The organism is Streptomyces sp. PTL18, assembly GCF_059510295.1.
Genome location: NZ_JCAJZO010000017.1, coordinates 75,604 through 99,763, shown reverse-complemented (window position 1 = coordinate 99,763; position 24,160 = coordinate 75,604). Strand labels below are relative to the sequence as shown.

The following is a 24,160-nucleotide window of genomic DNA, read 5'->3' as shown; positions in this document are numbered from 1 at the left end:
GTACACCGGCACGGTACGTCATCGGTGGGGCGAAGATCACAGGCGCCCGGACGCCCGGCCGCACGGCCGGCCGATTACGGTAAGCGGGTGCTCAGGAGCAGGAACACGTTCTCATCATGGCGTCGCGGCCTCGCGCAGCGCGCCGTCCACGCGGGCTGGGCGTGGATGCAACGCACGGGTTCGGTGACGGCGGAGCACCCCGGGCGCTTCCGCTTCGGAGCGATGGGAACAGGTACCAGACTCGCCTTCCCGCTCGGCACGGTCTTCGGCGAACCCTGGATCCACCTGGGCTCCCACTGCATCATCGGCGAGCAGGTCACGCTGACCGCCGGGCTCATGCCGGACCTCGACCTCGGCCCGGACCCGATCCTGCGCCTCGGTGACGGTGTGGTCCTGGGCCGGGGCAGCCATGTCATCGCCGACACCTCCGTCACGATCGGCAGCGACTGCTACTTCGGCCCATACGTCTACGTGACCTCCACCAACCACTCCTACGACGATCCCCATGAGCCCATCGGGAAGCAGTGGCCCCGGATGGAACCGGTGGAGATCGGGCCCGGCTGCTGGATCGGCACCGGAGCGGTGATCCTGCCGGGCGCACGGATCGGGCGGAACGTGGTGGTGGCGGCCGGGGCGGTGGTCCGGGGTGTCGTCCCTGACCGCGCGGTGGTGGCGGGGGCCCCGGCGCGGGTCGTACGCCGCTGGACGCCCGAGGCCGGCTGGCAACCCCCGCTGCGGACCCCGGCCCCGGTCCCGATCCCGGACGACGTCACGCCGGAGCAGCTGCAGGCGCTGGCCCGACTGGACCAGGAGGACATCGCCCGGCTCGCCGAGCTGGAGGCCGAGGCCTGAAGCTCTCAGCCGGTGGCGAGCAGAACCGTGCCCACCACGGCCAGGCCCGCGCCCGCCGTCTGCACGGCGCGCAGCCGTTCGCTGAGAAAGCCGCGTGCGGCGAGCGCCGTGATCACCGGGTAGAGCGAGGCGAGCACCGCGGCCACCGTGATCGGGCCGCGCTGGGCGGCGATCGCGTACGTGCCGTTGGCCGCCACGTCGGCCAGGCCCACGAAGGCGAGCGCGGGCAGGGAGCGCCGGAGGGCGCCCTCGCCGGAGAGCGTCGGGGCGCCCCTGCGCAGGGCCGCGTACAGGGCGGCTCCGCCTCCGGCGACGTTGGCCGCGCGTTGCACGAAGAGTGCCAGGAACAGTCCGGTGACCGTGGTGGACGCCTCCGTGATCAGAGCGAACACCGTGCCGAAGCCGAGCGCCGCCACCAGCGTCAGCCAGATCGCCTGCCGCTGCACCGGCGCCCCCCTGAGCTGGGGGCCGCCCGCGAGCACGACCCCGGCGACGGCGACCAGGATGCCCGCCACCTGCAGCAGCCCGGGGCGCTCGCCGAGCACGAGGCCCACGCCGACGGGGACCGTCACGCTCAGGGTGGCGAGCGGGGAGACCACGCCCATCGGGCCGAGAGCGAGCGCCTTGTAGAAGGCGAGCAGTGCGACCGGGCCGACCAGGCCCGCGGCGAGCGCGAACCACAGCCGCGGCCCCGCCTCGCTCCAGCCGGCCGTGGCCACCACGATCGCGCCCAGCACGACCGCGGCGATCGACTGCGAGACGACGACCACCGTCAGCGCCGGCATCCGCCGCGTCAGCAGCCCGCCGCCGAAGTCGGCCAGACCCCACAGAAGGCTCGTGGCCAGGGCGAAGAGTGCTGTCATGGAACGGCCTCGCAGTACAGTTCAGTGAACGATCAGGTGCACCTCACCATAGTTCAATTTGTTCAACCCTGTCATACACAATATTGGACGGAATGTGTCGGACCTCGACCTGCTGACCCAGTCCCTGGCGCGCAACGTCAAACGGTGGCGCACCGAACGCGGCTTCACGCTGGACGCGCTGGCCGCCCGCGCCGGAGTCAGCCGCGGCATGCTCATCCAGATCGAGCAGGCCCGCACCAACCCGAGCATCGGCACGGTCGTCAAGATCGGCGACGCGCTCGGCGTCAGCATCACCACGCTGCTCGACTACGAGCAGGGACCCACGGTCCGAATCGTCCCGGCCGAGCAGGCCGTGCGCCTGTGGCACACCGACGCGGGCAGCTACAACCGCCTCCTCGCCGGCACCGAGGCCCCCGGACCGCTGGAGATGTGGGACTGGCGGCTGATGCCCGGGGACCGCAGCCCATCGGACCCGCACCCTCCCGGCACGGTGGAGCTCGTCCATGTCACCACGGGTGAGCTGACCCTCACCGTCGACGGCGTCGACCACCGGGTTCCCACCGGTGCCAGCGCCTCCTTCGAAGCCGGCACCCCGCACACGTACGCCAACGACGGGGACGTCCCGATGGAGATGGTGATGGCGGTCTCGGTGCCGCCCGTGCGCTGAGACGCCCGGCAGGCCGGCGGTGTACCGCTGTTAGCGTGCCGTCATGCGCGCACCCATCGGAGACTTCGACCACGCGACCCCGGCCCCCGAGTGCCTCGACGGGCTCGCCGCTCCCGTCGCCGACGCCCTGCGTCACTGGAGCGGCACCGTGCCCGCCGAGCAGATCGTGTACGTCGACACCGAGCCCGAGTGGGCCGACACGGCGACCTTCCTCGAGCACTACGGCGAGGAACTGCTCGACCGGTCCGCCAACTGCGTCGTGGTCGCGGGCAGGCGCGGCGGCGAGACGACCCTGGCCGCATGCGTGGTGCTCTCCGCCACCCGGGCCGACGTGAACGGGGTGGTCCGCCGCCGGCTCGGCGCCCGCAAGGCCTCGTTCGCCCCCATGGACGTGGCCACGGGCGAGACCGGCATGGAATACGGCGGCATCACACCGATCGGACTCCCCGACGGCTGGCCGGTACTGGTGGACTCCCGGGTCGTCGACCTGTCGTACGCCCTGGTCGGCAGCGGCCGGCGCCGAGGCAAGCTGCTGGTGCCGGGCAAGGCGTTCGCGGAACTGCCGAACGCGGTGGTGCTGGAGGGCCTGGGCGTCTGACCGCGGAGCCCGGGTCAACTCCGGGTGTGGTGGGCCAGGGCCAGGTGCGGGTCCGTCTCGCCCGGAGCCGGGGCCGGGTCCGCGTGCACCAGGGCCGCGGTGAGCCTCGGTACCACGTGCAGCAGGGCGTGCTCGGCCTCGACCGCGATGGCGTGCGCCTGCCGCACGCTCACCTCGCCGTCGACCACGACCGCCACCTCGGCGCGCAGCCGGTGCCCGATCCAGCGCAGCCGCAGTTCGCCCACCGCTCGCACACCCGGCACCTCCTTCAGCGCCTGCTCCGCCCGGTCCACCAGGGCCGGGTCGACGGCGTCCAGCACCCGCCGGAACACCTCGCGCGCCGCGTCCCGCAGCACCAGCACGATCGCGGCCGTGATCGCGAGCCCCACCGCCGGGTCGGCGAGCTGCCACCCGAGCGCCGCGCCGCCCGCGCCCACCAGCACCGCCAGCGAGGTGAACCCGTCCGTGCGTGCGTGGAGCCCGTCCGCGACCAGCGCGGCCGAGCCGATCGCACGGCCCACCCGGATGCGGTGACGGGCGACCCATTCGTTGCCCGCGAAACCGACGACGGCCGCGGCGGCCACCGCCGGGATCTGGTGCAGGGGTCGCGGGTCCATCAGTCGTGCCACCGCCGTCCAGGCGGCGAAGGCGGCGGAGGCGGCGATCGTCAGTACGACCACGATGCCGGCGAGGTCCTCGGCGCGGCCGTACCCGTAGGTGAAGCGGCGCGTGGCCGCACGACGGCCGAGGACGAACGCGATGCCGAGCGGTACGGCGGTCAGCGCGTCGGCCGCGTTGTGCACGGTGTCGCCGAGCAGCGCCACCGAACCGGAGAGCACGACCACCGCCGCCTGTGCCAGTGCCGTCGCCCCCAGCACGCCAAGTGACATCCACAACGCCCGCAGCCCGTGCGCCGAGGACTCCAGTGCCGCGTCGAGCTTGTCGGCGGTCTCGTGCGAGTGCGGGGTGAGGAGGTGGCGGAGGCGGGAGAGCCGGCCGTGCGGATGGTCGTGGTCCTGCCGACCGGGGTGCGGATGCGGGTGGTCATGGGGGTGGGTGTGGCCCTCGATCGCAGGCTCCCGGCCGTGCGCGTGTGCCACGTGCTCATGCCCCACGTGCTCGTGCGCCATGTGCCTCTGGCCTGTGTGCTCGTGGGTCCGGTGCCCGCTGCCCATGTGTTCGTGCCCCATGTGCTCGTGTCTCATCCAAGGCCCCTTCCGCACGCGGCAGTGGACGAGTAGCCGTCCAGGAAGCCATTATGTGCGTATGAGCGCACGCATGCACCTTTCATCTGCACACGGTGCGCAGCCGCGCACGGACGGCGTGGCCGACGACCATCCCCGAACGCCGGGCGAGGAGCAGTTCGCGCTGGCCGCCGAGCTGCTGGCGCTGCTGGGCGACCGCACCCGCCTCACCCTGCTGCACGCCCTGAGCGGCGGCGAGGCCGACGTCTCGACGCTCACCGAGGCGTGCGGGGCGGCCCGGCCCGCCGTCAGTCAGCACCTGGCGCGGCTGCGGCTGGCGGGTCTGGTCGACACCCGCAAGGAAGGCCGCCGCGTGATCTACTCGCTGCGTGACGGCCATCTGCGCCGGGTCGTGAACGAGGCGCTCAACCTGGCCGACCACCGCCTCGCCGACCGTCCGGCACACGACTGAGGTGCCGGTTCGGCGTCCGCGCACGGCTGTGGGCCAGGGCCTCCTCGGTCCTGGCCCACAGCCGTGTCACCGTGCGCGGACCGGTGTGCGGCCCGGGGTGCGGGAGGTCAGGCGGCGACCGGCTTGGCCTGCGAGAGCTGGTCGATGACCTTGGCCAGGCCCTCGACGACCTCGGCGTCGTCCGCCGGGTGGGTCTCGGCGAAGCGGGTCATGGAGCCGGGGATGGACAGCTTGGCGTCCTCGACGACCTGGGCGCCGGCGATGCCCACGGCCTTGCGGGTCTCGTCCTGCGCCCACACGCCGCCGTGCTGGCCGAAGGCGGTGCCCACGACGGCGACCGGCTTGCCGGTCAGTGCGCCGGCACCGTACGGACGGGACAGCCAGTCGATCGCGTTCTTCAGGACGGCGGGGATGGTTCCGTTGTACTCGGGCGAGAAGAGAAGCAGCGCGTCGGCCTGGGCGGCTGCGGTGCGCAGCGCGGTCGCGGCCTCGGGAACGGTGCCCTCGACGTCGATGTCCTCGTTGTAGAAGGGCACCTGGCCCAGGCCCTCGTGAAGCACCACCTCGACGCCCTCGGGGGCGTGCTTCACCGCGGCCTCGGCGAGCTGGCGGTTGTGGGAACCGGCACGAAGGCTGCCGACGAGGGCGAGGATGCGTACGGACATGACATAACTCCCGGAATGTGTGATCAGGCAAGCGGACCGGGGAAGTCCGTTGAATGTTGTACCACTGTAACCGGACCGCGGTCCAGTTCTTCCGTCACCCTAAACGGACCGGGGTCCGATTGTCTTCCCCCGGCGCTAATCTGGTGTCATGACCGAGCCGCTCCCGCCTCTTCCCCAGCCCCTTCGGCCACCCCCTGTCGATGTCGACAGGCCGACCGACCTCGCCCTCATGCCCACCGGCGAGACGGCCCGGTTGCGCGCCGACGCCGCGCGCAACCGCACGCGACTGCTGGAGGTGGCCGCCCGCCTGGCCGCGGAGCGCGGCATCGCGAACGTGACCATGGAGGACATCGCCTGCGGGGCGGGCGTCGGCAAGGGCACGGTGTTCCGACGGTTCGGCGATCGTCTGGGCCTGATGGCCGAACTGCTCAGCCATCACGAGGAGAAGCTCCAGGCCGCCTTCCTCTCCGGGCCGCCGCCGCTCGGCCCCGGCGCCCCCGCCCGCGAGCGGCTGCACGCGTTCGGTTCGGCCGTCATCGGTCATGAGCACGCCAACCGGGATCTCTATCTCGCCGCCCACATGGACGCCAACCGGCAGCGCGCGACTCCGCCGTACCAGGTCCGGCTGGTTCATGTCCGCGTGCTCCTGCGCGAGGCACGGGCGGACGGCGACACGGAGCTCGTCGCGCACACGCTGCTCGGGTACCTGGACACGGCGCTCGTCGACCACCTGCTGACCCGCCGCGGTATGTCCCTGGAGCGGGTCGGGGCCGGCTGGTGCGACCTCGTGGACCGGTACACGCACCGATGCGGCAGCGGACGCGCGGACTGACGCCCCGCCGGGCGCTGTGCCCGCGTCCCGTTCGGGGCATCGAGGAACGCGACTGCTGGAGTACGCCCGGCGCCACTCCGCCCGCCTGTCGGCGCCGTAACGTTTGAGCAGGTCAGCGGCTTATTATCGGACATGACAACGGTCACCGGTGCAGCCTTTGCTCTGGGACGCGGCCATGGGTTTCACTGCCGTCAGGACACCTGATGCGAGGGGGAGGGCGGACCACATGAGCGGCCACCGTCATGAGCACGGCCCGGAGGGCCATTCCGGGCACTCCCACGGAGTGTCGGCGGATGCCGACCGCCGCTGGCTGGCCCTCGCGCTCGGCCTGATCGCCGTGTTCATGGCGGCCGAGGTGGCCGTCGGCATCGTCGCCGGCTCCCTGGCGCTGATCTCCGACGCGGCCCACATGCTCACCGACGCCGCCTCCATCGTGCTCGCCCTCATCGCGATGCGGCTGGCCGCCCGCCCGGCCCGCGGCGGCTTCACCTACGGACTCAAGCGCGCCGAGATCCTCTCCGCCCAGGCCAACGGACTGACCCTGCTTCTACTGGGCGCCTGGCTGGCCTACGAGGCCGTACGGCGCCTGATCGCGCCGCCCCAGGTGGCAGGCGGGCTCATGCTGGCCACCGCGCTCACCGGGATCGTCGTGAACGTGGCCGCGACCTTCTGCATCTCCAGGGCCAACCGCACCTCGCTGAACGTCGAGGGCGCCTATCAGCACGTGCTGAACGACCTGTTCGCCTTCATCGGAACCGCCATCGCCGCGCTCGTCGTCGTCCTGACGGGCTTCCGGCGCGCCGACCCGATCGCCACACTGGTGGTCGTCGCGCTGATGGTGAAGGCCGCGTACGGGCTGCTGCGCGACTCCGGCCGTATCTTCCTGGAGGCCGCGCCCGCCGACGTCGACCCGGACGCGCTCGGCGACCGGCTCGTCGCCCGGCCCGACGTCGTCGAGGTGCACGACCTGCATGTCTGGCAGATCACCTCCGGCCAGGCCGCCCTGTCCGCCCACGTCCTGGTCGAACCCGGCGGCGACTGCCACGCCGTGCGCCGCGACCTGGAGGAGGTGCTGCGCCACGACTACCGCATCACCCACACCACCCTCCAGGTCGATCACGCCCCCGAACAGGTCCTGCAGGTGGTCCTGCCCGGCGACCTGAGCGCCGCGGACGAAGCCGCGCACTGCGACGCCCCGCACGGCCCCGTGCACCGGGAGGAACCTCACCACCACTGACGCGGACGCCTTCGCCGAGCCGGGGGAGGGGTGGCTCACCTCTTCTTCCAGAACGCCATCAGATCCGCGAGCGCCCTGATGATCTCGGGGCGCTGCGACGCCTCCGCCTGCCGCAGACTGATGGCGAGCGACAGAAGGATCATGGCGACGAAGAGGCCGACGGCGTAGACGAAGAGCTGAGGGGCGGCCACGGCCACCTGCTCCATTACGGACCACATAGCGCCTCCCGGACATTCCCAGCCGCTGCGTCCGAGAGACTCCGGCAGGGCGCGAAGCCCCTCGACGAAGGCAGGTCGATCGATCTCCGTGGTGCTTTGTGCGGGTCGGCGGCGCCGGGCCGCTGTCGCCCGTGCGCCGGTCCCCATCGAAGGTGAGGGGGCCGTACGTCGAGCAGCTCGGCACCCTGAGCGGTTCGGTCTCGTCGACGTCGGCGGAGGCGGGGCGGAACTCCTCGCCGCCGCCCGACCGGTTACTTCGTCGTCCCAAGATATCCGGGAGGACAGCACGAACCCGGGTGACACGCGCGCCGGTTCACCCTCGCGGCCCCCGGCCCGTCGGCCGGTCCTCCCACCTCAGCGGAGGGAAGGGATCTCGATGGCGGGGCAGCGGTCCATGACCATCTCCAGGCCCGCCGCGCGCGTGCGCTCGTACGCCTGCTCGTCGATGACCCCCAGCTGGAACCAGACGGCCTTGGCGCCGATCGCGACCGCTTCGTCGGCGACCGGGCCCGCCAGGTCGCTGTTGACGAAGACGTCGACGACGTCGACCGGGAACGGAATCGCCTCCAGCGACGGGTAACCCTGCTCGCCGTGGACCGTCTCGGCCTTGGGATGGACCGGCACGACGCGCTTGCCGAAGCGCTGCAGGACGGCCGCGACCCCGTAGGCCGGCCGGCGCCGGTTGGTGGACAGCCCCACGACCGCCCAGGTGTCGCCCAGCTCGGTGAGGATCGTGCGGATCGTTGCTGAGTCGCCGTACACGCCCGGTTCCCTTCGACGTCCCGCGGCACGGCAGTCCCGCGCCGCCTGCTGTGGGCGCCAACAGCCGGTCAGAGGGTCTGATTCCCCGGAGAGGCCGACCGCGCGGGCCGTCCGGAACGAGATGCGCTCGGCTGCGCCGGGCGCCTCGCCCGCCTACGCTCGCCTCGTGCTCCGAATCATCGACGCCCGCAGCGGCGAGCCCACCGACGTCCGTCCGGGCCTGGTCCGGGTCCACGCGCACCCGGCCGGAGCCGACACTTCCGCGCTGCGGGTCCTGCTGGTGGCCGACGTGCTGGCCAGGGCCCTGGAGCTCGGCGGAACACCCGTCATGACGGTGGGCGCACCGCCCGCCGCGCTCCGGGAACGCGCCGACGACCTCGGCATCCGCCGCGCGGAGGCGGAAGCACCGGACATCGGTCGGGTACTGCACGTGGTCGGGGCGCGGGGCGTCGCGCCCGACGGGGTGCGCGTCGAGGTCGCCCCCGCGACCGGCCCCGCCGACACCGCCGCGACGCCGTCGGCGGTACGCCTCGCCCTGCTCGCCCGCCCCCGCCGGCAACCCGCCGACCTCGATGCGGCCACCCTCACCGAGGCTCAGGACACGGTGCTCCGCTGGCGCAAGGCCGTCGCCGCCTGGGCGACCCGCCCCTCCAAGCCGATCCCCGAACAGGTGCGGCAGGAGCTGCGCACCGCCTGGGAGGACGATCTCGACGTCCCCGCCGTCCTGGACGTCCTGCGGTGTGTGGAGAACGCCCACGACGTGCCGGACGGGGCGCGCTTCGAGACGTATGCCTACGCCGACCGGCTGCTCGGGCTCGACCTCACCCGTGAGATCGGCAGCTGGACGTGAGCGCCTCGGCCGGGAAGGGGCCGCTGCGCAGGCTCGTCGTGCTGCGGCACGCCAAGTCCGCCTGGCCCGAGGACGTCCCCGACCACGAACGGCCGCTTGCGGGGCGCGGCCGCCGGGACGCCCCGGCCGCCGGGCGCGCGCTCGCCGAGGCCGACTGGCTGCCCGACCTCGCCCTGTGCTCGACCGCCGTCCGCGCCCGCCAGACCTGGGAGCTGGCCTCGGCCCAGTGGGGCACGCCGCCGCCCGTACGGCTCCAGCGACGGCTGTACGCCGCCGACGTACCCGATCTGCTGGACGCCGTGCACGAAGTGCCCGCCGCCGTGCGGACGTTGCTGCTGATCGGCCACAACCCGGGGCTCGCCGGGCTGGTGCTGGAACTCGCCGGGGACGGTCTGGACGACACACTCGAGCGGGTCCACACCAAGTTCCCCACGGCGGCCATCGCCGTTCTCGCCTGGCACGGTCCCTCCTGGGAGGCGCTGGCCCCCGGCGCGGCGCTCCTCACGGACGTGGTCGTGGCGCGCGGGAGGAAGCCGGCGTAGGACGCGCTCAGCCGACGTGGATCCGGGGGCGCCGCTCCGGGTCGGGCTCCGCACGGCGCAGCACCTCCCGCGTGACCGGGGCGACCTCGCCGTCCCCGAACACCAGGAAGCGCAGCAGGTGGCTGAAAGGGGCGCCCTCGGTCCAGTTGAAGTAGGCGTGCGGCACCTGGCCGGTGCGGTCGCGCAGCTCCATCAGGACCGCCGCGATGGTGTTGGGCACGGTCGCGCCCTCGACGCGCAGCCTGCGCACCCCGTGCTTCGCGTCGCCGTGGACCGTCAGATCGGCGGTGAAGTCCGAGGAGTCGGTGACGAAGACCTCCAGGAAGAGCACCGGCCGCCCGTCCGGGACGTGCGTCTGCTCCCGCTGGCTGGACTCCTTGGCGCGGTACTCCCCGGTGCTGTGCTCCTGCGGCTCGTTGGCGATCAGCAGCAGCGGCCCGCTCGCCGCGGCCTCGTCGATCAGCCGGGCGGCCGCCTCGTCGAAGGTGACCGTCGCCGCCCGCAGCTCGAAGGCGCGGTGCACGCGCGAGGCGAACGAGGTGCCGAGGATCGCCACGATGAAGATCAGCGCGATCTTGATGCCGTCGGGCCGCTCGATCACGTTGGTGACGAGCGTGTACGCGAGTACGGCGGTGATCGTGCCGAAGCCGAGCGCGGCGGCCCGGTGACCGTGCCGGTGCACGGCGACCGTCGAGGCGAACGCCGCGGAGAGCATCAGCACGAGCACCCCCGTCGCGTACGCGCCGCTCTGGTCGTCGACGTTCGCGTGGAACCACAGTGTGATGAGGACCGCGGCCGCCATGAAGACCAGCACGAGGGGCCGGACGGCGCGGGTCCACTCGGGGGCCATGCCGTAGCGCGGCAGATAGCGCGGCACCAGGTTGAGCAGGCCGGCCATCGCGGAGGCGCCCGCGAACCACAGGATCGCGATCGTCGAGATGTCGTAGACCGTGCCGAAGGCACCGCCCAGGTGCTCGTGCGCGAGATAGGCGAGCGCGCGCCCGTTGGCCGGGCCACCGCTCTCGAACGCGTCCTGCGGGATCAGGATCGTGGTCGCCAGACTGGACAGCAGGAGCAGACAGCTCATGATCACGGCGGCCGTGGTGAGCAGTTTGCGGGTGTCGCGCACCCGGCCGGCCGGATTCGCGTAGGTGTCCGTCGCGTCCCCCTTGACCTGGGGCATCACCGCCACCCCCGTCTCGAAGCCGGACATGCCGAGCGCCAGCTTCGGGAACACGAGCAGCGCGACCCCGATCATCGCCAGCGGCGAGGAGTGCTGGGCGGTCATCGCGTGCGTCCAGTCGCCGACGCGCACCGGTTGACTGAGCACTTCCCAGGCCGAGACGGCGATCACGACGACGTTGAGCGCGAGGTACGTGGCCACGACCGCGACCGCGATGCCGATGGCCTCCTTGAAGCCCTTCAGGAACACGGCGCCGAGCGCGGCGAGCAGGAGCAGGGTGATCCAGGTGTTGCCGCCGTCCGTCCAGCGCGGAGCGAAGGGGTTCTCCACGACGTGGGCGGCGGCGTCCGCGGCCGACAGCGTCATCGTGATCAGGAAGTCGGTGGCCGCGAAGCCGAGGAGCACGAGGACGAAGACCTTCCCCGCCCACCACGGCAGCAGCCGCTCCAGCATGGCGATCGAGCCCTCGCCGTGCGGGGACTCGTGGGCCACCCTCCGGTACACCGGCAGCGCGCCGAACAGGGTCAGCGCGATCAGCACGAGCGTGGCGAGCGGCGACAGGAGCCCGGCCGCGAGCGCGGCGATCCCGGGCTGGTAGCCGAGGGTGGAGAAGTAGTCCACGCCGGTCAGGCACATCACCCGCCACCAGGCGTGGCCCTCGTGTCCGTCGTCCCGGGTGGCGTGCGGGCCCGGATGCCGGGCCGCGCGCTCGCTCAGGCCCTCCAGGAGCCAGGCCCGGAACCGGGGCGCGGCGGCGGAGGGCCGTGAAGGGCCGGGCTCGGCGGCGTCCGGGCTCTCCACCTGGGTGCCGGTCATGCGGTGCTCTCCCTGCGATCGTCGGGCGGTCGGACAACGACGAGTGAGTATCCACTACGGGGTGGTGTGCCCGGACGCCTGGGGCGAATGCCCGGGACACGCCCGTGCGGGTGGCCCGGAGGCCGCCACCCGCGCGGGCCTTCCGCACGCCCGCGACGAGCGCCACGCGCGCGTGGCGTGGGCGGCGGCGGGCACGGGCCCGCCCGCGGAACCCGGCGGGGGGCCGCATACGCTGGCGGGATGCAGGACGAGTACCGCACAGTCGCCCGCGCGGGCGTGCACGAGACCGAGGTCAACCGTTCCCGTTTCCTGTGCGCGCTCGCCCCGGCCGCCACCGAGGAGGAGGCGCAGGAATTCATCGCGGGCGTCCGCAAGGAGCACGCCGACGCCACCCACAACTGCTACGCGTACGTCATCGGCGCCGACGCCGCGATCCAGAAGGCGAGCGACGACGGCGAACCGGGAGGTACCGCGGGCGTCCCCATGCTCCAGATGCTGCTGCGCCGCGACATGCGGTACGTCGTCGCCGTCGTCACCCGCTACTACGGGGGGGTGAAGCTGGGCGCGGGCGGGCTCATCAGAGCGTACGGGGGAGCGGTCGGCGAGGCCCTGGACGCGGTCGGCACCCTCGCCCGCCGCCGTTTCCGGCTCGCCACGGTGACGGTCGACCACCAGCGCGCGGGCAAGGTGCAGAACGACCTGCGCGCCACCGGCCGTGCGGTACGGGACGTGCGCTACGGCGAGCGCGTCACCATGGAGGTGGGGCTGCCGGACGCCGACGTCGAGGCGTTCCGGGCGTGGCTCGCCGATGTGACGGCGGGCACGGCCCGGTTGGAGCTGGGCGGAGAGGCGTACGGGGACGCATGACGGACGAACCGGATGTCTGACGGGCCGTCGGGTCGCGCGGGCCCTGCGCGGGCCGGTACCGGATCAACCGCCCGTGATGTCAGACCCGGCCGTTAGTCTCGGGGATCATGAGGCTGCTGCACACGTCCGACTGGCATCTGGGCCGGGCGTTCCACCGCGTGAACATGCTCGACGCCCAGGCCGCGTTCATCGCCCACCTCGTCACCACCGTGCGCGAGCGCGGTGTGGACGCGGTCGTGGTGTCGGGAGACGTGTACGACCGGGCGGTGCCGCCGCTCGCCGCGGTCGAGCTGTTCGACGACGCCCTGCACCGCCTCGCCGGCCTGGGCGTGCCCACGGTGATGATCTCCGGGAACCACGACTCGGCTCGCCGCCTGGGCGTCGGTGCCGGCCTCATCGGCCGCGCGGGCATCCATCTGCGGACCGAGCCCGCGGCCTGCGGAACCCCCGTCGTGCTGGCCGACGGACACGGGGACGTGGCCTTCTACGGGCTGCCGTATCTCGAACCCGCCCTGGTCAAGGACGAGTTCGGGGTCGAGAAGGCGGGCCACGAGGCGGTGCTCGCGGCCGCCATGGGCCGGGTCCGCGCCGACCTCGCCGCCCGTGCGCCGGGCACCCGTTCCGTCGTCCTCGCCCACGCCTTCGTCACCGGAGGCGAACCCAGCGACAGCGAGCGGGACATCACGGTCGGTGGGGTGGCGTCGGTGCCGGCCGGTGTCTTCGACGGCGTGGACTACGTGGCGCTGGGACATCTGCACGGCAGCCAGACCCTCACCGAACGGGTGCGCTACTCGGGCTCCCCGCTGCCGTACTCCTTCTCGGAGGCCGGTCACCGCAAGAGCATGTGGCTGGTCGACCTCGGCGCCGACGGCCCGGTCGCGGCGGAGCGCGTCGACTGCCCGGTGCCGCGGCCCCTCGCCCGGATCCGCGGCCATCTGGAGGACCTGCTCGCGGACCCGGAACTGGCGCGGCACGAGGAGGCGTGGGTGGAGGCCACGCTCACCGACCCGGTGCGGCCCGCCGAGCCCATGGCCCGGCTGACCGAGCGCTTCCCGCACACCCTCAGCCTCGTCTTCGACCCCGAGCGCGGCCCCGAGGAGTCCGGCGTGTCGTACGCGCGCAGGCTCGCGGGCCGCTCCGACCAGCAGATCGCGGAGGACTTCGTGGCCCATGTGCGCGGAGCGGGACCCGACGAGCGCGAACGGGCCGTGCTGCGGGAGGCGTTCGACGCGGTGCGCGCCGACCAGGCGGTCAGGGAGGGCGCCCGGTGACCTCGCACACGCCTGCAAGGGAGGGGGACCGGTGAGGCTGCACCGACTCGACATCACCGCCTTCGGCCCGTTCGGCGGCACACAGCAGGTCGACTTCGACGCCCTGTCGGCGTCCGGGCTCTTCCTGCTCCACGGGCCGACCGGCGCCGGCAAGACGTCCGTCCTGGACGCCGTGTGCTACGCCCTGTACGGAGCCGTGCCCGGCGCCCGGCAGAGCGGCCAGGGCATGGCCCTGCGCAGCGACCACGCCGCACCGGGGACGCGCACCGAGGTCCGACTGGACCTCACCGTCGCCGGACGGCGGCTGGAGATCACCCGGCAGCCGCCCTGGGAGCGCCCGAAGAGACGCGGCAGCGGTACGACGACCGACAAGGCCCAGACCTGGCTGCGCGAGTACGACGGCGCCGCCCGCACCTGGAAGGACCTCAGCCGCTCCCACCAGGAGATCGGCGAGGAGATCACCCGGCTGCTCGGCATGAGCCGCGAGCAGTTCTGCCAGGTCGTGCTGCTGCCCCAGGGCGATTTCGCCCGCTTCCTGCGCGCCGACGCCGAGGCCCGCGGCAAGCTGCTCGGCCGCCTCTTCGACACCCACCGCTTCGCCGAGGCCGAGAGGCGACTGGCGGAGCGGCGCCGGACCACGGAGGCCGAAGTACGCGACGGTGACGCGGCGTTGCTCGCCGACGCCCACCGCATGCAGCAGGCGGCCGGTGACTCCGCGCCCCTGCCGGACCTCGCCCCGGGCGACCCCGGGCTCGCCGAGGCCGTCCTGAGCTGGGCCGCCGTGGCCCGCAGCACGGCCCGTGAGCGGCTGGCCATCACCCGGTGCGCGCGCACCGCGGCCGAGTCGGCCCGGGCCGCCGCCGAGCGCGCCCTGGAGGACGTACGCGAACGGGCGCGGCTGCAGCGCAGGTTCGCCGAGGCCCGGGAGCGTGCGGCCCTCCTGGAGCAGCGGGCCGACGCCCACCGGGAGGCGCAGGAGCGCATGGAACGCGCCCGCAAGGCCGAGGCCGTGGCGCCCGCCCTGGACCTGCGCGAGTCCGCCGAGGCCGAACACCGGCGCGCGGCCGACGCCGAGGCACACGCGCGTGGCCGCCTCCCGGAGACCTACACGGACGCCGGGGCCGCCGGGCTCGCCGCCGCCGCGCGCCGGGCGGCCGAGGAGCTGGGCGGCCTCGAATCCGCCCGCCGCGCCGAGCGGCGACTGGACGAACTCGCCGCCGAGCGGGCCGAGATGGACCGGCAGGAGCGAGACGACGAAGAGGTCCTGCAGGACGCCGAAGGCTGGCTCGCCGAGTGGGAGGACACCCGCGCCGCACTGCAGGAACGGATCGACTTCGCCCGGGAGGCGGCCACCCGGGCCGAGCAGCTCGCCGTGCAGCGCGAACCGGCGCGGAACCGGCTCAAGGCGGCCCGTGAGCGCGACCGGCTCGCCCAGGAGACCGCAGCGGCCCGGGCCCGTGCCCTCGCCTCCCGCGAGCGCGCGCTCGCGGCCCACGAACACTGGCTGGACCTCAAGGAACAGCGGCTGAAGGGCATCGCCGCCGAGCTGGCCTCCGGGCTCGTCGACGGTGAGCCCTGCGCCGTCTGCGGCGCCACCGACCACCCCGCGCCCGCCCGGAAGGCCGCCGGACACGTCGACCGGGAGGCGGAGGAGCGGGCGCTCGCCGCCCATCGCCGCGCCGAGGAGGAGCAGGCCGAGGAGGAACGGCGACTGGCCGCCGCACGGGAGGCGCTCGCCGCCGCGACGGCCGAGGCCTCGGACACGCCGGCCGGCGAACTCGCCGCGCAGGCCGACGATCTGGAGCGGCGCTACGGCGCCGCACGCGCGGGTGCCTCGCAACTGCACCCCGCACAGGAGGAGTTGCGGCGGGCCGAGCAGGAGCGTGAGCGGCGCACTGCGGCACGGCAGGAAGCCGCCCTGCGGGTGGCGGCGCGCGTCTCCCGCCGGGACGGACTGGAGCGAGAACGGGCGGCGCTCGAGGACGAGTTGGGCCGGGCGCGGGGGGACGCCGTGAGCGTGGCCGCGCGCGCCGGGCAACTGGAGCGCCGGGCCGCCCTCCTGGCCGAGGCCGCCGACGCCGTGCGCGCCGCCGAGGACTGCGCGCAGCGTCTCAAGGAGGCCGACGCACGCCTGGCCGACGCGGCCTTCCGCGCCGGCTTCCCCACCCCGCAGGCCGCTGCCACCGCCCTCCTCGACGACACCGCCCATCGCGAGCTGCAGCGACGCCTGGACGCCTGGCAGCAGGAGGAGGCCGCCGTCCGCGCGATGCTCGCCGAAGCCGGCACCGCGGCGGCGGCCCAGCAGCCGCCGGCCGACCTCCCCGGCGCCGAACAGACCGCCGAGGCCGCGTCCCGCCGACTGCAGGCGGCGGTCTCCGCCGAGGACGAGGCGGCCCGCCGCTGCGCCGAACTGGACCGGCTGTCCGCGCGTGCCGCCGCGTCCGTACGGCGCCTCGCGCCGCTGCGCGACGAGTACGACCGGGTGGCCCGGCTGGCGTCCCTCGCCGCCGGCACCTCCGCCGAGAACGAACGCAGGATGCGCCTGGAGTCGTACGTGCTCGCCGCCCGCCTCGAACAGGTGGCGGCCGCCGCGTCCGTACGGCTGCGGCGCATGTCCTCGGGCCGCTACACCCTCGTCCACTCCGACGACCGGTCCGGACGTGGTCGCAGCGGGCTGGGCCTGCACGTCGTCGACGCGTGGACCGGGCGGGAACGCGACACCGCGACCCTGTCCGGCGGGGAGACGTTCTTCGCCTCCCTGGCGCTCGCGCTCGGCCTCGCGGACGTCGTCACCGACGAGGCGGGCGGAGTGCGCCTGGACACGCTGTTCATCGACGAGGGGTTCGGCAGCCTGGACGACCAGACCCTCGACGAGGTCCTCGATGTGCTCGACTCGCTGCGGGAGCGGGACCGCAGTGTGGGCATCGTCAGCCACGTCGCGGACCTGCGACGGCGCATCCACGCGCAGTTGGAGGTCGTCAAGGGCCGGACCGGTTCGGCCCTGCGGCAGCGGGGAGCCGGCTGAGCGCCTCAGCGGCCGAGGGGACGACGGGGGAGCGGCGAGGAGTACACCCCGGGGGCGCCGACCGTACGTCGAGGACGCCGTCGCCGGAGTCCGCACGGCGCTCGGCGACCCGGACGCGCCGGTGGCGGACGGCCCCGGGGACCTGGCCGATCCGGTGGCCCCCGCCGAGCCGACCGCGCGGGCCGCCGGAGCGCTGGGCGGACGGACCGACATCCGCGTCGCCGGCCATGCGCTCAGCGGCAGCGACGGCACAGAGGGCGGCCTGCGCCGCTGCCGGCCGGACCCCGGCCGGACCCCGGCCGAGGCCCGGCCGTTCACCGGTGATCAGAGGCGGGACAGTTCGTCCACCAGGTCGTCCAGGCCCAGTGAGCCCTGGGAGAGCGCCGCCATATGCCAGGCCTTCGCGTCGAACGCGTCACCGTGGCGCTCCCGGGCCCTCTCGCGGCCCAGCAGCCAGGCCCGCTCGCCCAGCTTGTAGCCGATCGCCTGGCCCGGCATCGACAGGTAGCGGATCAGCTCGCTCTCCACGAAGTCCGCCGGACGGCTGCTGTGGGAGCCGAAGAACTCCTGCGCCAGCTCGGGCGTCCAGCGCTCGCCCGGGTGGAACGGCGAGTCCGCCGGGATCGGAAGTTCCAGGTGCATGCCGATGTCGACGATGACCCGCAGCGCCCGCATCATCTGGGCGTCCAGGTAGCCGAGGCGCCGCTCCGGGTCGGTGAGGAAGCCCAGTTCGTCCATCAGGCGCTCCGCGTACAGCGCCCAGCCCTCGACGTTGGCGCTGACGCCACCGACCGTGGCCTGGTAGCGGGAGAGGTCGTCGGCCACGTGCGCCCACTGCGCGAGCTGGAGGTGGTGGCCGGGGACGCCTTCGTGGTACCAGGTCGAGACGAGGTCGTAGACCGGGAAGCGGGTCTGCCCCATGGTCGGCAGCCAGGTGCGGCCTGGGCGGGAGAAGTCGGCGGAGGGAGCCGTGTAGTAGGGGGCCGCGGCGCTGCCGGGGGGCGCGATGCACGACTCGACCTTCCGCACCCGCTCGGCGAGTTCGAAGTGCGTGCCGTCCAGTGCCTCGATCGCCTCGTCCATCAGCCCCTGCAGCCAGGAGCGGACCTCGTCGACGCCCTCGATGTGGGTGCCGTGCTCGTCCAGGTGCGCGAGCGCCACCCACGGGGTCGCGGCACCCGGCAGGACCTTCTCGGCCTCCTTCTTCATCTCGCCGAGGAGGCGGTGGTACTCCGACCAGCCGTAGGCGTACGCCTCGTCGAGGTCCAGGTCCGTGCCGTTGAAGTAGCGCGCGAAGCGGGCGTAGCGCTCGCGGCCGACGGTGTCCGGGGAGCCCTCGATCGTGGGCGCGTACACGTCGCGCATCCAGTCCCGCAACTCGGTGACGGCCGCGGTCGCCGCCCGGGCGGCCTCGTCCAAGTCCGCACGCAGCGCGGCGGGGCCCTGGGAGGCGAAGCCCTCGAACCAGCCGCGGCCCTCACCGTCCGTGTCCGACCATTCGGTGAGCTGTTCGATGAAGGTCGCGGTCGGCCGCGGACCGGCGTACAGCTTGCGCTCCAGGCCGAGCGTCAGGGACTCGCGGTAGCCGCGCAGGGCGGCGGGCACGGCGCGCAGCCGTTCGGCGACCGCCGCCCAGTCCTCCTGAGTCGCGACGGGGGTGATCGTGAAGACGTTGCGTACGGAGTGCACCGGGGACGAGAGGTTGCTCACCGCTCTCAGGCCCTCGTCGGCCTCGTGTACGGCGAGGTCGGCGGTGAGCCGCTCGCGCAGCAGGCGCGCGCACCGGCGCTCGATGCCGCTGTCCGCGCCTGGTTGGCGTTCCGCCTCGTCGAGCCGGGCGAGGGTCGCCCGCGCCAGCTCGGCGAGTGCTTCCTGGCCCGCGGGGGAGGTGTCGGGCAGCCTGCTCGAGCTTTCCTTCACGCCGAGGTACGTACCGGTGACCGGGTCGAGGGCGACGAGGTCGTCGACGTAGGCGTCGGCGACTTCCCGGGGCAGGGGGCTTCTGGTCGTGTCTGACATGCCCACATCCTCATACGGTCGCGTGGCGCGCGTCACGCGGATTCAGCGCTGGGCTTACCCGTGTCCTGCCGGTTTCCGCACCGTTCACCCAGCGGTCTGCCCCGGCGGCAGCATCGGGCCGCAGTCCCACTGCTGGAAGATCAGCCGGGTCTCCACGCGAGCCACCTCCCGCCGGGCCGTGAACTCGTCGAGCACCAGCCGCTGAAGATCCGCCATGTCCGCTACCGCGACATGCACGAGGTAGTCGTCCGGGCCGGTGAGGTGGAAGACCGTACGGGACTCCGGCATCGCCCGGATGCGCTCGACGAACGGCCCCACCAACTCCCGCCGGTGCGGTCGGACCTGCACCGACAGCAGCGCTTCGAGACCGCGCCCCAGCTTCGCCGGGTCCAGCCGCAGCTGATGGCCGAGGATCACGCCCGAGCGGCGCAGGCGGGTGACCCGGTCCAGGCAGGTCGAGGGTGCGACCCCGACCTGCGTGGCGAGGTCGCGGTAGGTGGCCCGGGCGTCGTTCTGCAAAAGCCGCAGCAGATGCAGATCCACCGGGTCCAGTACGACGGATTCGGCCATGCGCCGAACAATACACGGGTTTCGCCGCTGTGACCCCGGCCTCTGTTCAGTCTGCCGTCCATGGATTCCCGTACTCATGACACGCGGAACGGATTCCCCGCAGGCGGTCCGTCCGAGCGCCGGGCGCTCGCCACGGAGGCCGTGCACGCCGGGCGCGAGGACCTCGTCGCCCTGGGGCTGCACGCGCCGCCCCTCGATCTGTCCACCACCTACCCCTCCCCGGACAGCAGGGGCGAGGCCGCCCGTCTCGACGCCTTCGCGGCCGACGGCGCCGAACTGGAGGGCCCGCCCGTCTACGCGCGGCTCGGCAACCCGACCGTCGCCCGCTTCGAGACCGCGCTCGCCCGGCTGGAGGGCACCGAGAGCGCCGTCGCCTTCGCCAGCGGCATGGCCGCGCTGAGTGCCGTGCTGCTGGCCCGGGGCGCGCTGGGCCTGCGGCACGTCGTCGCGGTACGACCGCTGTACGGCTGCAGCGACCACCTCCTGACCGCAGGACTGCTCGGCTCCGAGGTGACCTGGACCGACCCGGCGGGCGTCGAGGAGGCGCTGCGGCCCGACACCGGCCTCGTCATGGTCGAGTCGCCGGCCAACCCGACGCTCGCGGAGGTCGACCTGCGGGCGGTCGCGCACGCCTGCGGCTCGGTTCCGCTGCTGGTGGACAACACCTTCGCCACGCCCGTGCTGCAGCGGCCCGCCGGGCAGGGGGCGCGCCTCGTGCTGCACAGCGCCACCAAGTACCTCGGCGGGCACGGTGATGTGATGGGCGGGGTGGTGGCCTGTGACGAGGAACTGGCACGCCGGCTTCGCCAGGTACGCTTCGCTACCGGCGGGGTGCTGCATCCGCTCGCCGGGTATCTGCTGCTGCGCGGCCTCGCGACGCTTCCGGTTCGCGTGCGGGCGGCCTCCGCGACCGCCGCCGAACTGGCCCGCCGTCTCGCCGCCGACCCGCGCGTCGCCCGCGTGCACTACCCGCGCATCGGGGGCGCGATGGTCGCCTTCGAGGTGCACGGGGATCCGCACGCGGTGATCGCCGGGGTGCGTCTGATCACGCCCGCGGTGAGCCTCGGCAGCGTCGACACCCTCATCCAGCACCCGGCGTCCATCAGCCATCGCATCGTCGACGCGGAGGACCGCCGGGGCGCCGGGGTCAGTGACCGGTTGCTGCGGCTGTCGGTGGGCCTGGAGGACGTCGAGGACCTGTGGGCCGACCTGGAGCGGGCCGTGGGGACCGAACAGGGTGGCGGCGATCGGCGCCGGGAGGAGATGACCGCGGGCCGGTAGCGGGCCCGCTCCCGCACACGGAACGGCCCGGCGGAGTGCGCCGGGCCGTTCCCACGCCGTACGCGCTACGTCGTAGGCGCCTCGTCGTACGCGCCGTGTCGTACGCGCTGCGTTCCGTGCGCCATGCGGTGGTCAGTGGCGCGCGCCCCGCGAGCCGGGCCGTTCGTACGCCTCGCCGTACGGTGGACGCGACGCCACCGGGGTCGCCTCCAGGCGGGCCGTGATGACGAGGGTGCCCTCCTCGATCTGGTAGTCGAGGGGCAGTCCGAGGCCGCGCATCGCGGCGACCATGCCCGTGTTGGACGCCTGGGTGACCGCGTAGACGTTCTCGCAGCCGGCCTCGACCGCCATCGCCACCAGACGGCCGAGGAGTTCGCCGCCGATGCCGCGCCCCTGCCACTCGTCCTCGACGAGCAGTGCGACCTCCGTCTCGTCGCCGTCCCACAGCAGATGGCCGAGGCCGACGATGCGGCCCGACCCCGTCTGCACCGCGAGGGTGCGGCCGAAGCGCGGGCTGAGCAGATGGCCCAGGTAGCGGTCGGCGTCGCGGACCGGCCCGTGGTAGCGCATGCCGAGCGTGCGTGCGGAGCACCGGGCGTGCATCTCCTTCGCCGCCCGAAGGTCGGAGGTACCGGCGCGCCGCACGGTGATGGCGTCGCCCTCCGGCAGCGTCAGCACGTCCTGGCTGCGGGGAAAGCGCGGACCGAGCCGCGTGTCCAGCTCCACCAGCGCGCGTGCCCGCGCGAACTCCGTCGGAGTGAACGGCAGATACGGCCGCTCCACCGTGATCACCCCGCCCTCCGGCGCCCGCAGCCGCATCACCGTGTCCTCCAGGGCACCCTCCGCGGGAGCCTCCTCCGCGGCCCGGCCGGAGCCGGGGGACACGGCGGGCAGGGAGCGGATGGTGCACCGGCCGAGCAACTGCCGCAGCGCGAGCGGAAGTTCGGCCGCGTCCAGGGCGGTGCGCGCGGCGAGCCCCAGTACCCGGGTCGGGACGTCGACCAGGTCGTGTGCGTCGGCCCGCTCGATCCAGGTCCCCTCGCCGCCGGCCTGCGACACGGCCCGGGTGACCTCGCCCGCCTCCACCTCGGCGGGCGCCCGCAGCAGGAACTCGTCGACCGTGCCCCGCGCCAGCGGGTGTGTCTGCAGGCTGAGGATGTCGATGCGCAGCCGCGCCAGCGCCGTGCACAGCGCGGCCAGCGAGCCCGGCCGGTCCTTCACCGTGGTCCGCATCCGCCACAGCACGCTCGCCCCGTCGGCCGTGTCGGTCCCGGACGGCCCGGCCTGCTCCGCCTCGGGGAGCGGCCGGGCGCCGGTATCGGCCGAGGGCGGGGCATGGCCGTGGCGCCGTGACCACCACGCGTGGAAGGCGGCCGTCGCCGCCAGCGCCACCGCCGAGATCACGAGCAGGGCGGGGCCGTCGGGTCCGTGTCCGACCAGGTTGGCCGTCACGTCCGCCACCGCGACCGCCGTGAAGAGGGCTGCGAGCTCGACCAGGTCGCGCCGCCAGTGGTGCACCGGGCGGCCGTTCCTGGCGCGCCTCACATCAGACATGTCTGGAGTCATGCAAGTACTGTGCAGGAAGGGTGTTGCGTGATCACGAACGCTTTGTGACTGATCGGTTAAGTATAGATCTGTCCCTTTTGTTGTATGTTGTACGAGGCTTTGTGCGTCGACGGCCGCGAGTGCCGCGCACCGGGGGATGACACCGGTGCGCGGCGCGAAGTCCGAGGGTAGCCGAAGGCGGCCGGCCCGTTACTGGCCCACACGACCCGGCTGCAGCACCTGGGTGAACAGCACAGTGCCGTCCTGCTCGCGCAGACGGGCCGTCAGCTCACCGCTGTCGCCGTCGATGTCGACCTCGCCGAAGAACTGGTAACCCCCGGCGGGGGAGACGTTCGAGGCGGTCGGCGCCTTCACGAACACCCGCTCCGGACCGAACGTGCCGTCGAGAGCGCTCGCCGGAAAGGCACCGGCGTTGAGCGGGCCCGAGACGAACTCCCAGAACGGCTCGAAGTCGGTGAAGGCCGCCCGCGAGGGGTGGTAGTGCTGCGCCGAGGTGTGGTGCACATCGGCCGTCAGCCACAGGGTGCCCGTGATCTTCCGGTGCTTGATGAACCGCAGCAGCTCCGCGATCTGCAGCTCACGTCCGAGCGGCGCGCCCGGGTCCCCCTGCGCCACCGCCTCGAAGTTCGGCTTGTTCTCCATGGAGTCCGGCACGACCGGGCCGAGCGGCATGTCCGCCGCGATCACCTTCCACACCGCACGGGACGCCGCCAGCTCCCGCTCGAGCCACCGCAGTTGTTCGGCGCCGAGGATGCCCTGCGGGTCGACCGTCTGGTTGTCGGGCGAGTTGGGGTTCCGGTAGGTGCGCATGTCCAGCACGAACACGTCCAGCAGGGGACCGTGCCGCATGACCCGCGGGGCCCTGGGTCCGGTGTGTTCCGGCTCGGCCGGGTCACCGTCGGCCGCTCGGCACGGTCAGCGGCTGCCGTCCAGGACGACCCGGGCGACCAGCGCCGGGTCGTCGTTCATCGGGACGTGCCCGCAGCCGGGCAGCCGCACCAGCCGTGCGTTGGGGATGATCCGCTTGGCCCGAACACCCTGACGGTGCAGCAGCAGTCGGTCCCTGGTGCCCCACGCCACGGTGACGGGCAGTCCGGGCACGTCCTCGGTGAACTGGACGGACGTACCCGCCCGGAGGGTCTCGGCGAACCCCTCGGCGCGGGCCAGCGCCAGGGTCTCGGCGACGACGGCCTCGGGTGAACGGAGGCCGGGGCGGGCGTAGATGGTGCTCGTCAGGACCGTCCGTCCGGCCGCCGTGCGCGACAGCCTCTCCACCACCGGCAGCGGCGTGTTCCGCGCGGCCTGCCTCATCGCCGAGAGGACCGTGAACGCGTACCGGCGCTCGACGGGGGTCCAGAACCCGGCGGGCGCCAGGGCGGTGACGGACCGTACGAGCTTCTCACGGCCGAGCTCCAGGGCCAGCAGGCCGCCCAGGGAGTTGCCCGCCACATGCGGACGCTCGATCCCCAGCGCCTCGCACAGCGAGCCGAGCGCGGGCACCACGGTCGCCAGGTCGTAGGCGAGCCCCGTCGGCAGGGCCGGGGACGCCCCGAAGCCGGGAAGGTCGATGGCGATCACGTCCCGTTCGGTCGCCAGGATGTCCACGACCGGGTCCCACGCCTGCCGGTGGTGGCCGATGCCGTGCAGCAGCAGGAGCGGTTCTCCGGCGCCCACGCGCGCGTAGGAGACGGTCACGGTCCGCGGGCCGTGCGGGGAGGGGACGTCGAAGGAGACCGTGGCCGGCATGGTGCTGCTCCTCGTCTGGGGGGCACGGACGATACCGGTAGACAGCTTGTCAGCAATTACTACCCACGGGTAGC

22 protein-coding genes and 1 pseudogene are annotated in these 24,160 nt (G+C 73.4%); 12 read left to right on the top strand and 11 right to left on the bottom strand.

Going from position 1 to position 24,160, the window contains the following annotated elements:
- Positions 1–87: 87 nt before the first annotated feature.
- Positions 88–852, top strand: a complete 765-nt coding sequence (locus AC5WS8_RS27320; RefSeq protein WP_496106135.1) for an acyltransferase — start codon at positions 88–90, stop codon at positions 850–852.
- Between the two features lie 5 nt (positions 853–857).
- Here the strand turns inward: AC5WS8_RS27320 and AC5WS8_RS27315 are convergent, their stop codons facing one another.
- Positions 858–1,715: an EamA family transporter gene (locus AC5WS8_RS27315; RefSeq protein ID WP_496106134.1), complete on the bottom strand. Its 858-nt coding sequence runs from the start codon at positions 1,713–1,715 to the stop codon at positions 858–860.
- A 94-nt stretch (positions 1,716–1,809) separates the two neighbouring features.
- Between AC5WS8_RS27315 and AC5WS8_RS27310 the strand changes: the two genes are divergently transcribed.
- Both AC5WS8_RS27310 and AC5WS8_RS27305 read left to right on the top strand, forming a co-directional pair.
- A complete protein-coding gene (locus AC5WS8_RS27310) occupies positions 1,810–2,382 on the top strand; it encodes a helix-turn-helix domain-containing protein (protein ID WP_496106133.1) in 573 nt (190 codons plus the stop codon).
- A gap of 43 nt (positions 2,383–2,425) precedes the next feature.
- Positions 2,426–2,980: a YbaK/EbsC family protein gene (locus AC5WS8_RS27305; protein WP_496106132.1), complete on the top strand. Its 555-nt coding sequence runs from the start codon at positions 2,426–2,428 to the stop codon at positions 2,978–2,980.
- Positions 2,981–2,994: 14 nt separating this feature from the next.
- On the opposite strand, the gene AC5WS8_RS27300 is transcribed toward AC5WS8_RS27305, so the two are convergent.
- On the bottom strand, positions 2,995–4,110 hold the full coding sequence (locus AC5WS8_RS27300; RefSeq protein ID WP_496106196.1) for a cation diffusion facilitator family transporter: 1,116 nt from the start codon (positions 4,108–4,110) through the stop codon (positions 2,995–2,997).
- Positions 4,111–4,246: 136 nt separating this feature from the next.
- Between AC5WS8_RS27300 and AC5WS8_RS27295 the strand changes: the two genes are divergently transcribed.
- Positions 4,247–4,636, top strand: a complete 390-nt coding sequence (locus AC5WS8_RS27295; protein ID WP_496106131.1) for an ArsR/SmtB family transcription factor — start codon at positions 4,247–4,249, stop codon at positions 4,634–4,636.
- Between the two features lie 107 nt (positions 4,637–4,743).
- Here AC5WS8_RS27295 and AC5WS8_RS27290 read toward each other — a convergent pair whose 3' ends face one another.
- Complete coding sequence (locus tag AC5WS8_RS27290; RefSeq protein ID WP_496106130.1) at positions 4,744–5,301, bottom strand: NAD(P)H-dependent oxidoreductase; 558 nt, start codon at positions 5,299–5,301, stop codon at positions 4,744–4,746.
- Positions 5,302–5,449: 148 nt separating this feature from the next.
- On the opposite strand from AC5WS8_RS27290, the gene AC5WS8_RS27285 reads away from it, so the two are divergent.
- On the top strand, positions 5,450–6,133 hold the full coding sequence (locus AC5WS8_RS27285; RefSeq protein WP_496106129.1) for a TetR/AcrR family transcriptional regulator: 684 nt from the start codon (positions 5,450–5,452) through the stop codon (positions 6,131–6,133).
- Between the two features lie 226 nt (positions 6,134–6,359).
- Positions 6,360–7,370: a cation diffusion facilitator family transporter gene (locus AC5WS8_RS27280; RefSeq protein WP_496106128.1), complete on the top strand. Its 1,011-nt coding sequence runs from the start codon at positions 6,360–6,362 to the stop codon at positions 7,368–7,370.
- Between the two features lie 35 nt (positions 7,371–7,405).
- On the opposite strand, the gene AC5WS8_RS27275 is transcribed toward AC5WS8_RS27280, so the two are convergent.
- Entirely contained in the window at positions 7,406–7,588 is a 183-nt protein-coding gene (locus AC5WS8_RS27275; protein ID WP_496106127.1) for a hypothetical protein, read from the bottom strand.
- 354 nt (positions 7,589–7,942) lie between these two features.
- Positions 7,943–8,350, bottom strand: a complete 408-nt coding sequence (locus tag AC5WS8_RS27270; protein ID WP_496106126.1) for a CoA-binding protein — start codon at positions 8,348–8,350, stop codon at positions 7,943–7,945.
- Positions 8,351–8,516: 166 nt separating this feature from the next.
- On the opposite strand from AC5WS8_RS27270, the gene AC5WS8_RS27265 reads away from it, so the two are divergent.
- Positions 8,517–9,200 carry a hypothetical protein gene (locus AC5WS8_RS27265; protein WP_496106125.1) on the top strand — a complete coding sequence of 228 codons (684 nt, stop codon included), beginning with the start codon at positions 8,517–8,519 and terminating at the stop codon, positions 9,198–9,200.
- Complete coding sequence (locus tag AC5WS8_RS27260) at positions 9,197–9,742, top strand: SixA phosphatase family protein (protein WP_496106124.1); 546 nt, start codon at positions 9,197–9,199, stop codon at positions 9,740–9,742. The genes AC5WS8_RS27265 and AC5WS8_RS27260 overlap by 4 nt, the downstream gene beginning before the upstream one ends.
- Before the next feature lie 7 nt (positions 9,743–9,749).
- Here the strand turns inward: AC5WS8_RS27260 and AC5WS8_RS27255 are convergent, their stop codons facing one another.
- Positions 9,750–11,741 (bottom strand): APC family permease, encoded by a 1,992-nt coding sequence (locus AC5WS8_RS27255; protein WP_496106123.1) that lies wholly within the window; start codon positions 11,739–11,741, stop codon positions 9,750–9,752.
- A 240-nt stretch (positions 11,742–11,981) separates the two neighbouring features.
- Here AC5WS8_RS27255 and AC5WS8_RS27250 point away from each other — a divergent pair, with 240 nt between their 5' ends.
- The 3 genes from AC5WS8_RS27250 (at position 11,982) to AC5WS8_RS27240 (ending at position 16,904) form a co-directional block, all read left to right on the top strand.
- Positions 11,982–12,608, top strand: coding sequence for a YigZ family protein (locus AC5WS8_RS27250; protein ID WP_496106122.1), 627 nt, complete (start codon positions 11,982–11,984; stop codon positions 12,606–12,608).
- A 107-nt stretch (positions 12,609–12,715) separates the two neighbouring features.
- Entirely contained in the window at positions 12,716–13,879 is a 1,164-nt protein-coding gene (locus AC5WS8_RS27245; RefSeq protein ID WP_496106121.1) for an exonuclease SbcCD subunit D, read from the top strand.
- A 31-nt stretch (positions 13,880–13,910) separates the two neighbouring features.
- On the top strand, positions 13,911–16,904 hold the full coding sequence (locus AC5WS8_RS27240) for an AAA family ATPase (RefSeq protein ID WP_496106120.1): 2,994 nt from the start codon (positions 13,911–13,913) through the stop codon (positions 16,902–16,904).
- A 324-nt stretch (positions 16,905–17,228) separates the two neighbouring features.
- Here the strand turns inward: AC5WS8_RS27240 and AC5WS8_RS27235 are convergent, their stop codons facing one another.
- Positions 17,229–18,923: a DUF885 domain-containing protein gene (locus AC5WS8_RS27235; RefSeq protein WP_496106119.1), complete on the bottom strand. Its 1,695-nt coding sequence runs from the start codon at positions 18,921–18,923 to the stop codon at positions 17,229–17,231.
- 84 nt (positions 18,924–19,007) lie between these two features.
- Positions 19,008–19,493, bottom strand: a complete 486-nt coding sequence (locus tag AC5WS8_RS27230) for an Lrp/AsnC family transcriptional regulator (protein WP_496106118.1) — start codon at positions 19,491–19,493, stop codon at positions 19,008–19,010.
- Between the two features lie 60 nt (positions 19,494–19,553).
- On the opposite strand from AC5WS8_RS27230, the gene AC5WS8_RS27225 reads away from it, so the two are divergent.
- Complete coding sequence (locus AC5WS8_RS27225; RefSeq protein ID WP_496106117.1) at positions 19,554–20,774, top strand: trans-sulfuration enzyme family protein; 1,221 nt, start codon at positions 19,554–19,556, stop codon at positions 20,772–20,774.
- A gap of 132 nt (positions 20,775–20,906) precedes the next feature.
- Here the strand turns inward: AC5WS8_RS27225 and AC5WS8_RS27220 are convergent, their stop codons facing one another.
- The 3 genes and pseudogenes from AC5WS8_RS27220 to AC5WS8_RS27210 form a co-directional block, all read right to left on the bottom strand.
- Positions 20,907–22,292: a GNAT family N-acetyltransferase gene (locus AC5WS8_RS27220; protein ID WP_496106195.1), complete on the bottom strand. Its 1,386-nt coding sequence runs from the start codon at positions 22,290–22,292 to the stop codon at positions 20,907–20,909.
- Positions 22,293–22,529: 237 nt separating this feature from the next.
- Positions 22,530–23,204, bottom strand: a pseudogene (locus tag AC5WS8_RS27215) (alkaline phosphatase D family protein); the annotation flags it as partial.
- A 51-nt stretch (positions 23,205–23,255) separates the two neighbouring features.
- Positions 23,256–24,086 (bottom strand): alpha/beta fold hydrolase, encoded by an 831-nt coding sequence (locus tag AC5WS8_RS27210; RefSeq protein WP_496106116.1) that lies wholly within the window; start codon positions 24,084–24,086, stop codon positions 23,256–23,258.
- Positions 24,087–24,160: the final 74 nt, after the last annotated feature.

Bases quoted from the DNA above. Each gene is read 5' to 3' on its own strand.
- AC5WS8_RS27225 (WP_496106117.1), top strand. From the start codon at position 19,554: ATGGATTCCCGTACTCATGACACGCGGAACGGATTCCCCGCAGGCGGT.
- AC5WS8_RS27275 (WP_496106127.1), bottom strand. From the start codon at position 7,588: ATGTGGTCCGTAATGGAGCAGGTGGCCGTGGCCGCCCCTCAGCTCTTC.
- AC5WS8_RS27280 (WP_496106128.1), top strand. From the start codon at position 6,360: ATGAGCGGCCACCGTCATGAGCACGGCCCGGAGGGCCATTCCGGGCAC.
- AC5WS8_RS27230 (WP_496106118.1), bottom strand. From the start codon at position 19,493: ATGGCCGAATCCGTCGTACTGGACCCGGTGGATCTGCATCTGCTGCGG.
- AC5WS8_RS27245 (WP_496106121.1), top strand. From the start codon at position 12,716: ATGAGGCTGCTGCACACGTCCGACTGGCATCTGGGCCGGGCGTTCCAC.
- AC5WS8_RS27300 (WP_496106196.1), bottom strand. From the start codon at position 4,110: ATGGCGCACGAGCACGTGGGGCATGAGCACGTGGCACACGCGCACGGC.
- AC5WS8_RS27255 (WP_496106123.1), bottom strand. From the start codon at position 11,741: ATGACCGGCACCCAGGTGGAGAGCCCGGACGCCGCCGAGCCCGGCCCT.
- AC5WS8_RS27235 (WP_496106119.1), bottom strand. From the start codon at position 18,923: ATGTCAGACACGACCAGAAGCCCCCTGCCCCGGGAAGTCGCCGACGCC.
- AC5WS8_RS27290 (WP_496106130.1), bottom strand. From the start codon at position 5,301: ATGTCCGTACGCATCCTCGCCCTCGTCGGCAGCCTTCGTGCCGGTTCC.
- AC5WS8_RS27285 (WP_496106129.1), top strand. From the start codon at position 5,450: ATGACCGAGCCGCTCCCGCCTCTTCCCCAGCCCCTTCGGCCACCCCCT.
- AC5WS8_RS27295 (WP_496106131.1), top strand. From the start codon at position 4,247: ATGAGCGCACGCATGCACCTTTCATCTGCACACGGTGCGCAGCCGCGC.
- AC5WS8_RS27210 (WP_496106116.1), bottom strand. From the start codon at position 24,086: ATGCCGGCCACGGTCTCCTTCGACGTCCCCTCCCCGCACGGCCCGCGG.
- AC5WS8_RS27315 (WP_496106134.1), bottom strand. From the start codon at position 1,715: ATGACAGCACTCTTCGCCCTGGCCACGAGCCTTCTGTGGGGTCTGGCC.
- AC5WS8_RS27250 (WP_496106122.1), top strand. From the start codon at position 11,982: ATGCAGGACGAGTACCGCACAGTCGCCCGCGCGGGCGTGCACGAGACC.
- AC5WS8_RS27305 (WP_496106132.1), top strand. From the start codon at position 2,426: ATGCGCGCACCCATCGGAGACTTCGACCACGCGACCCCGGCCCCCGAG.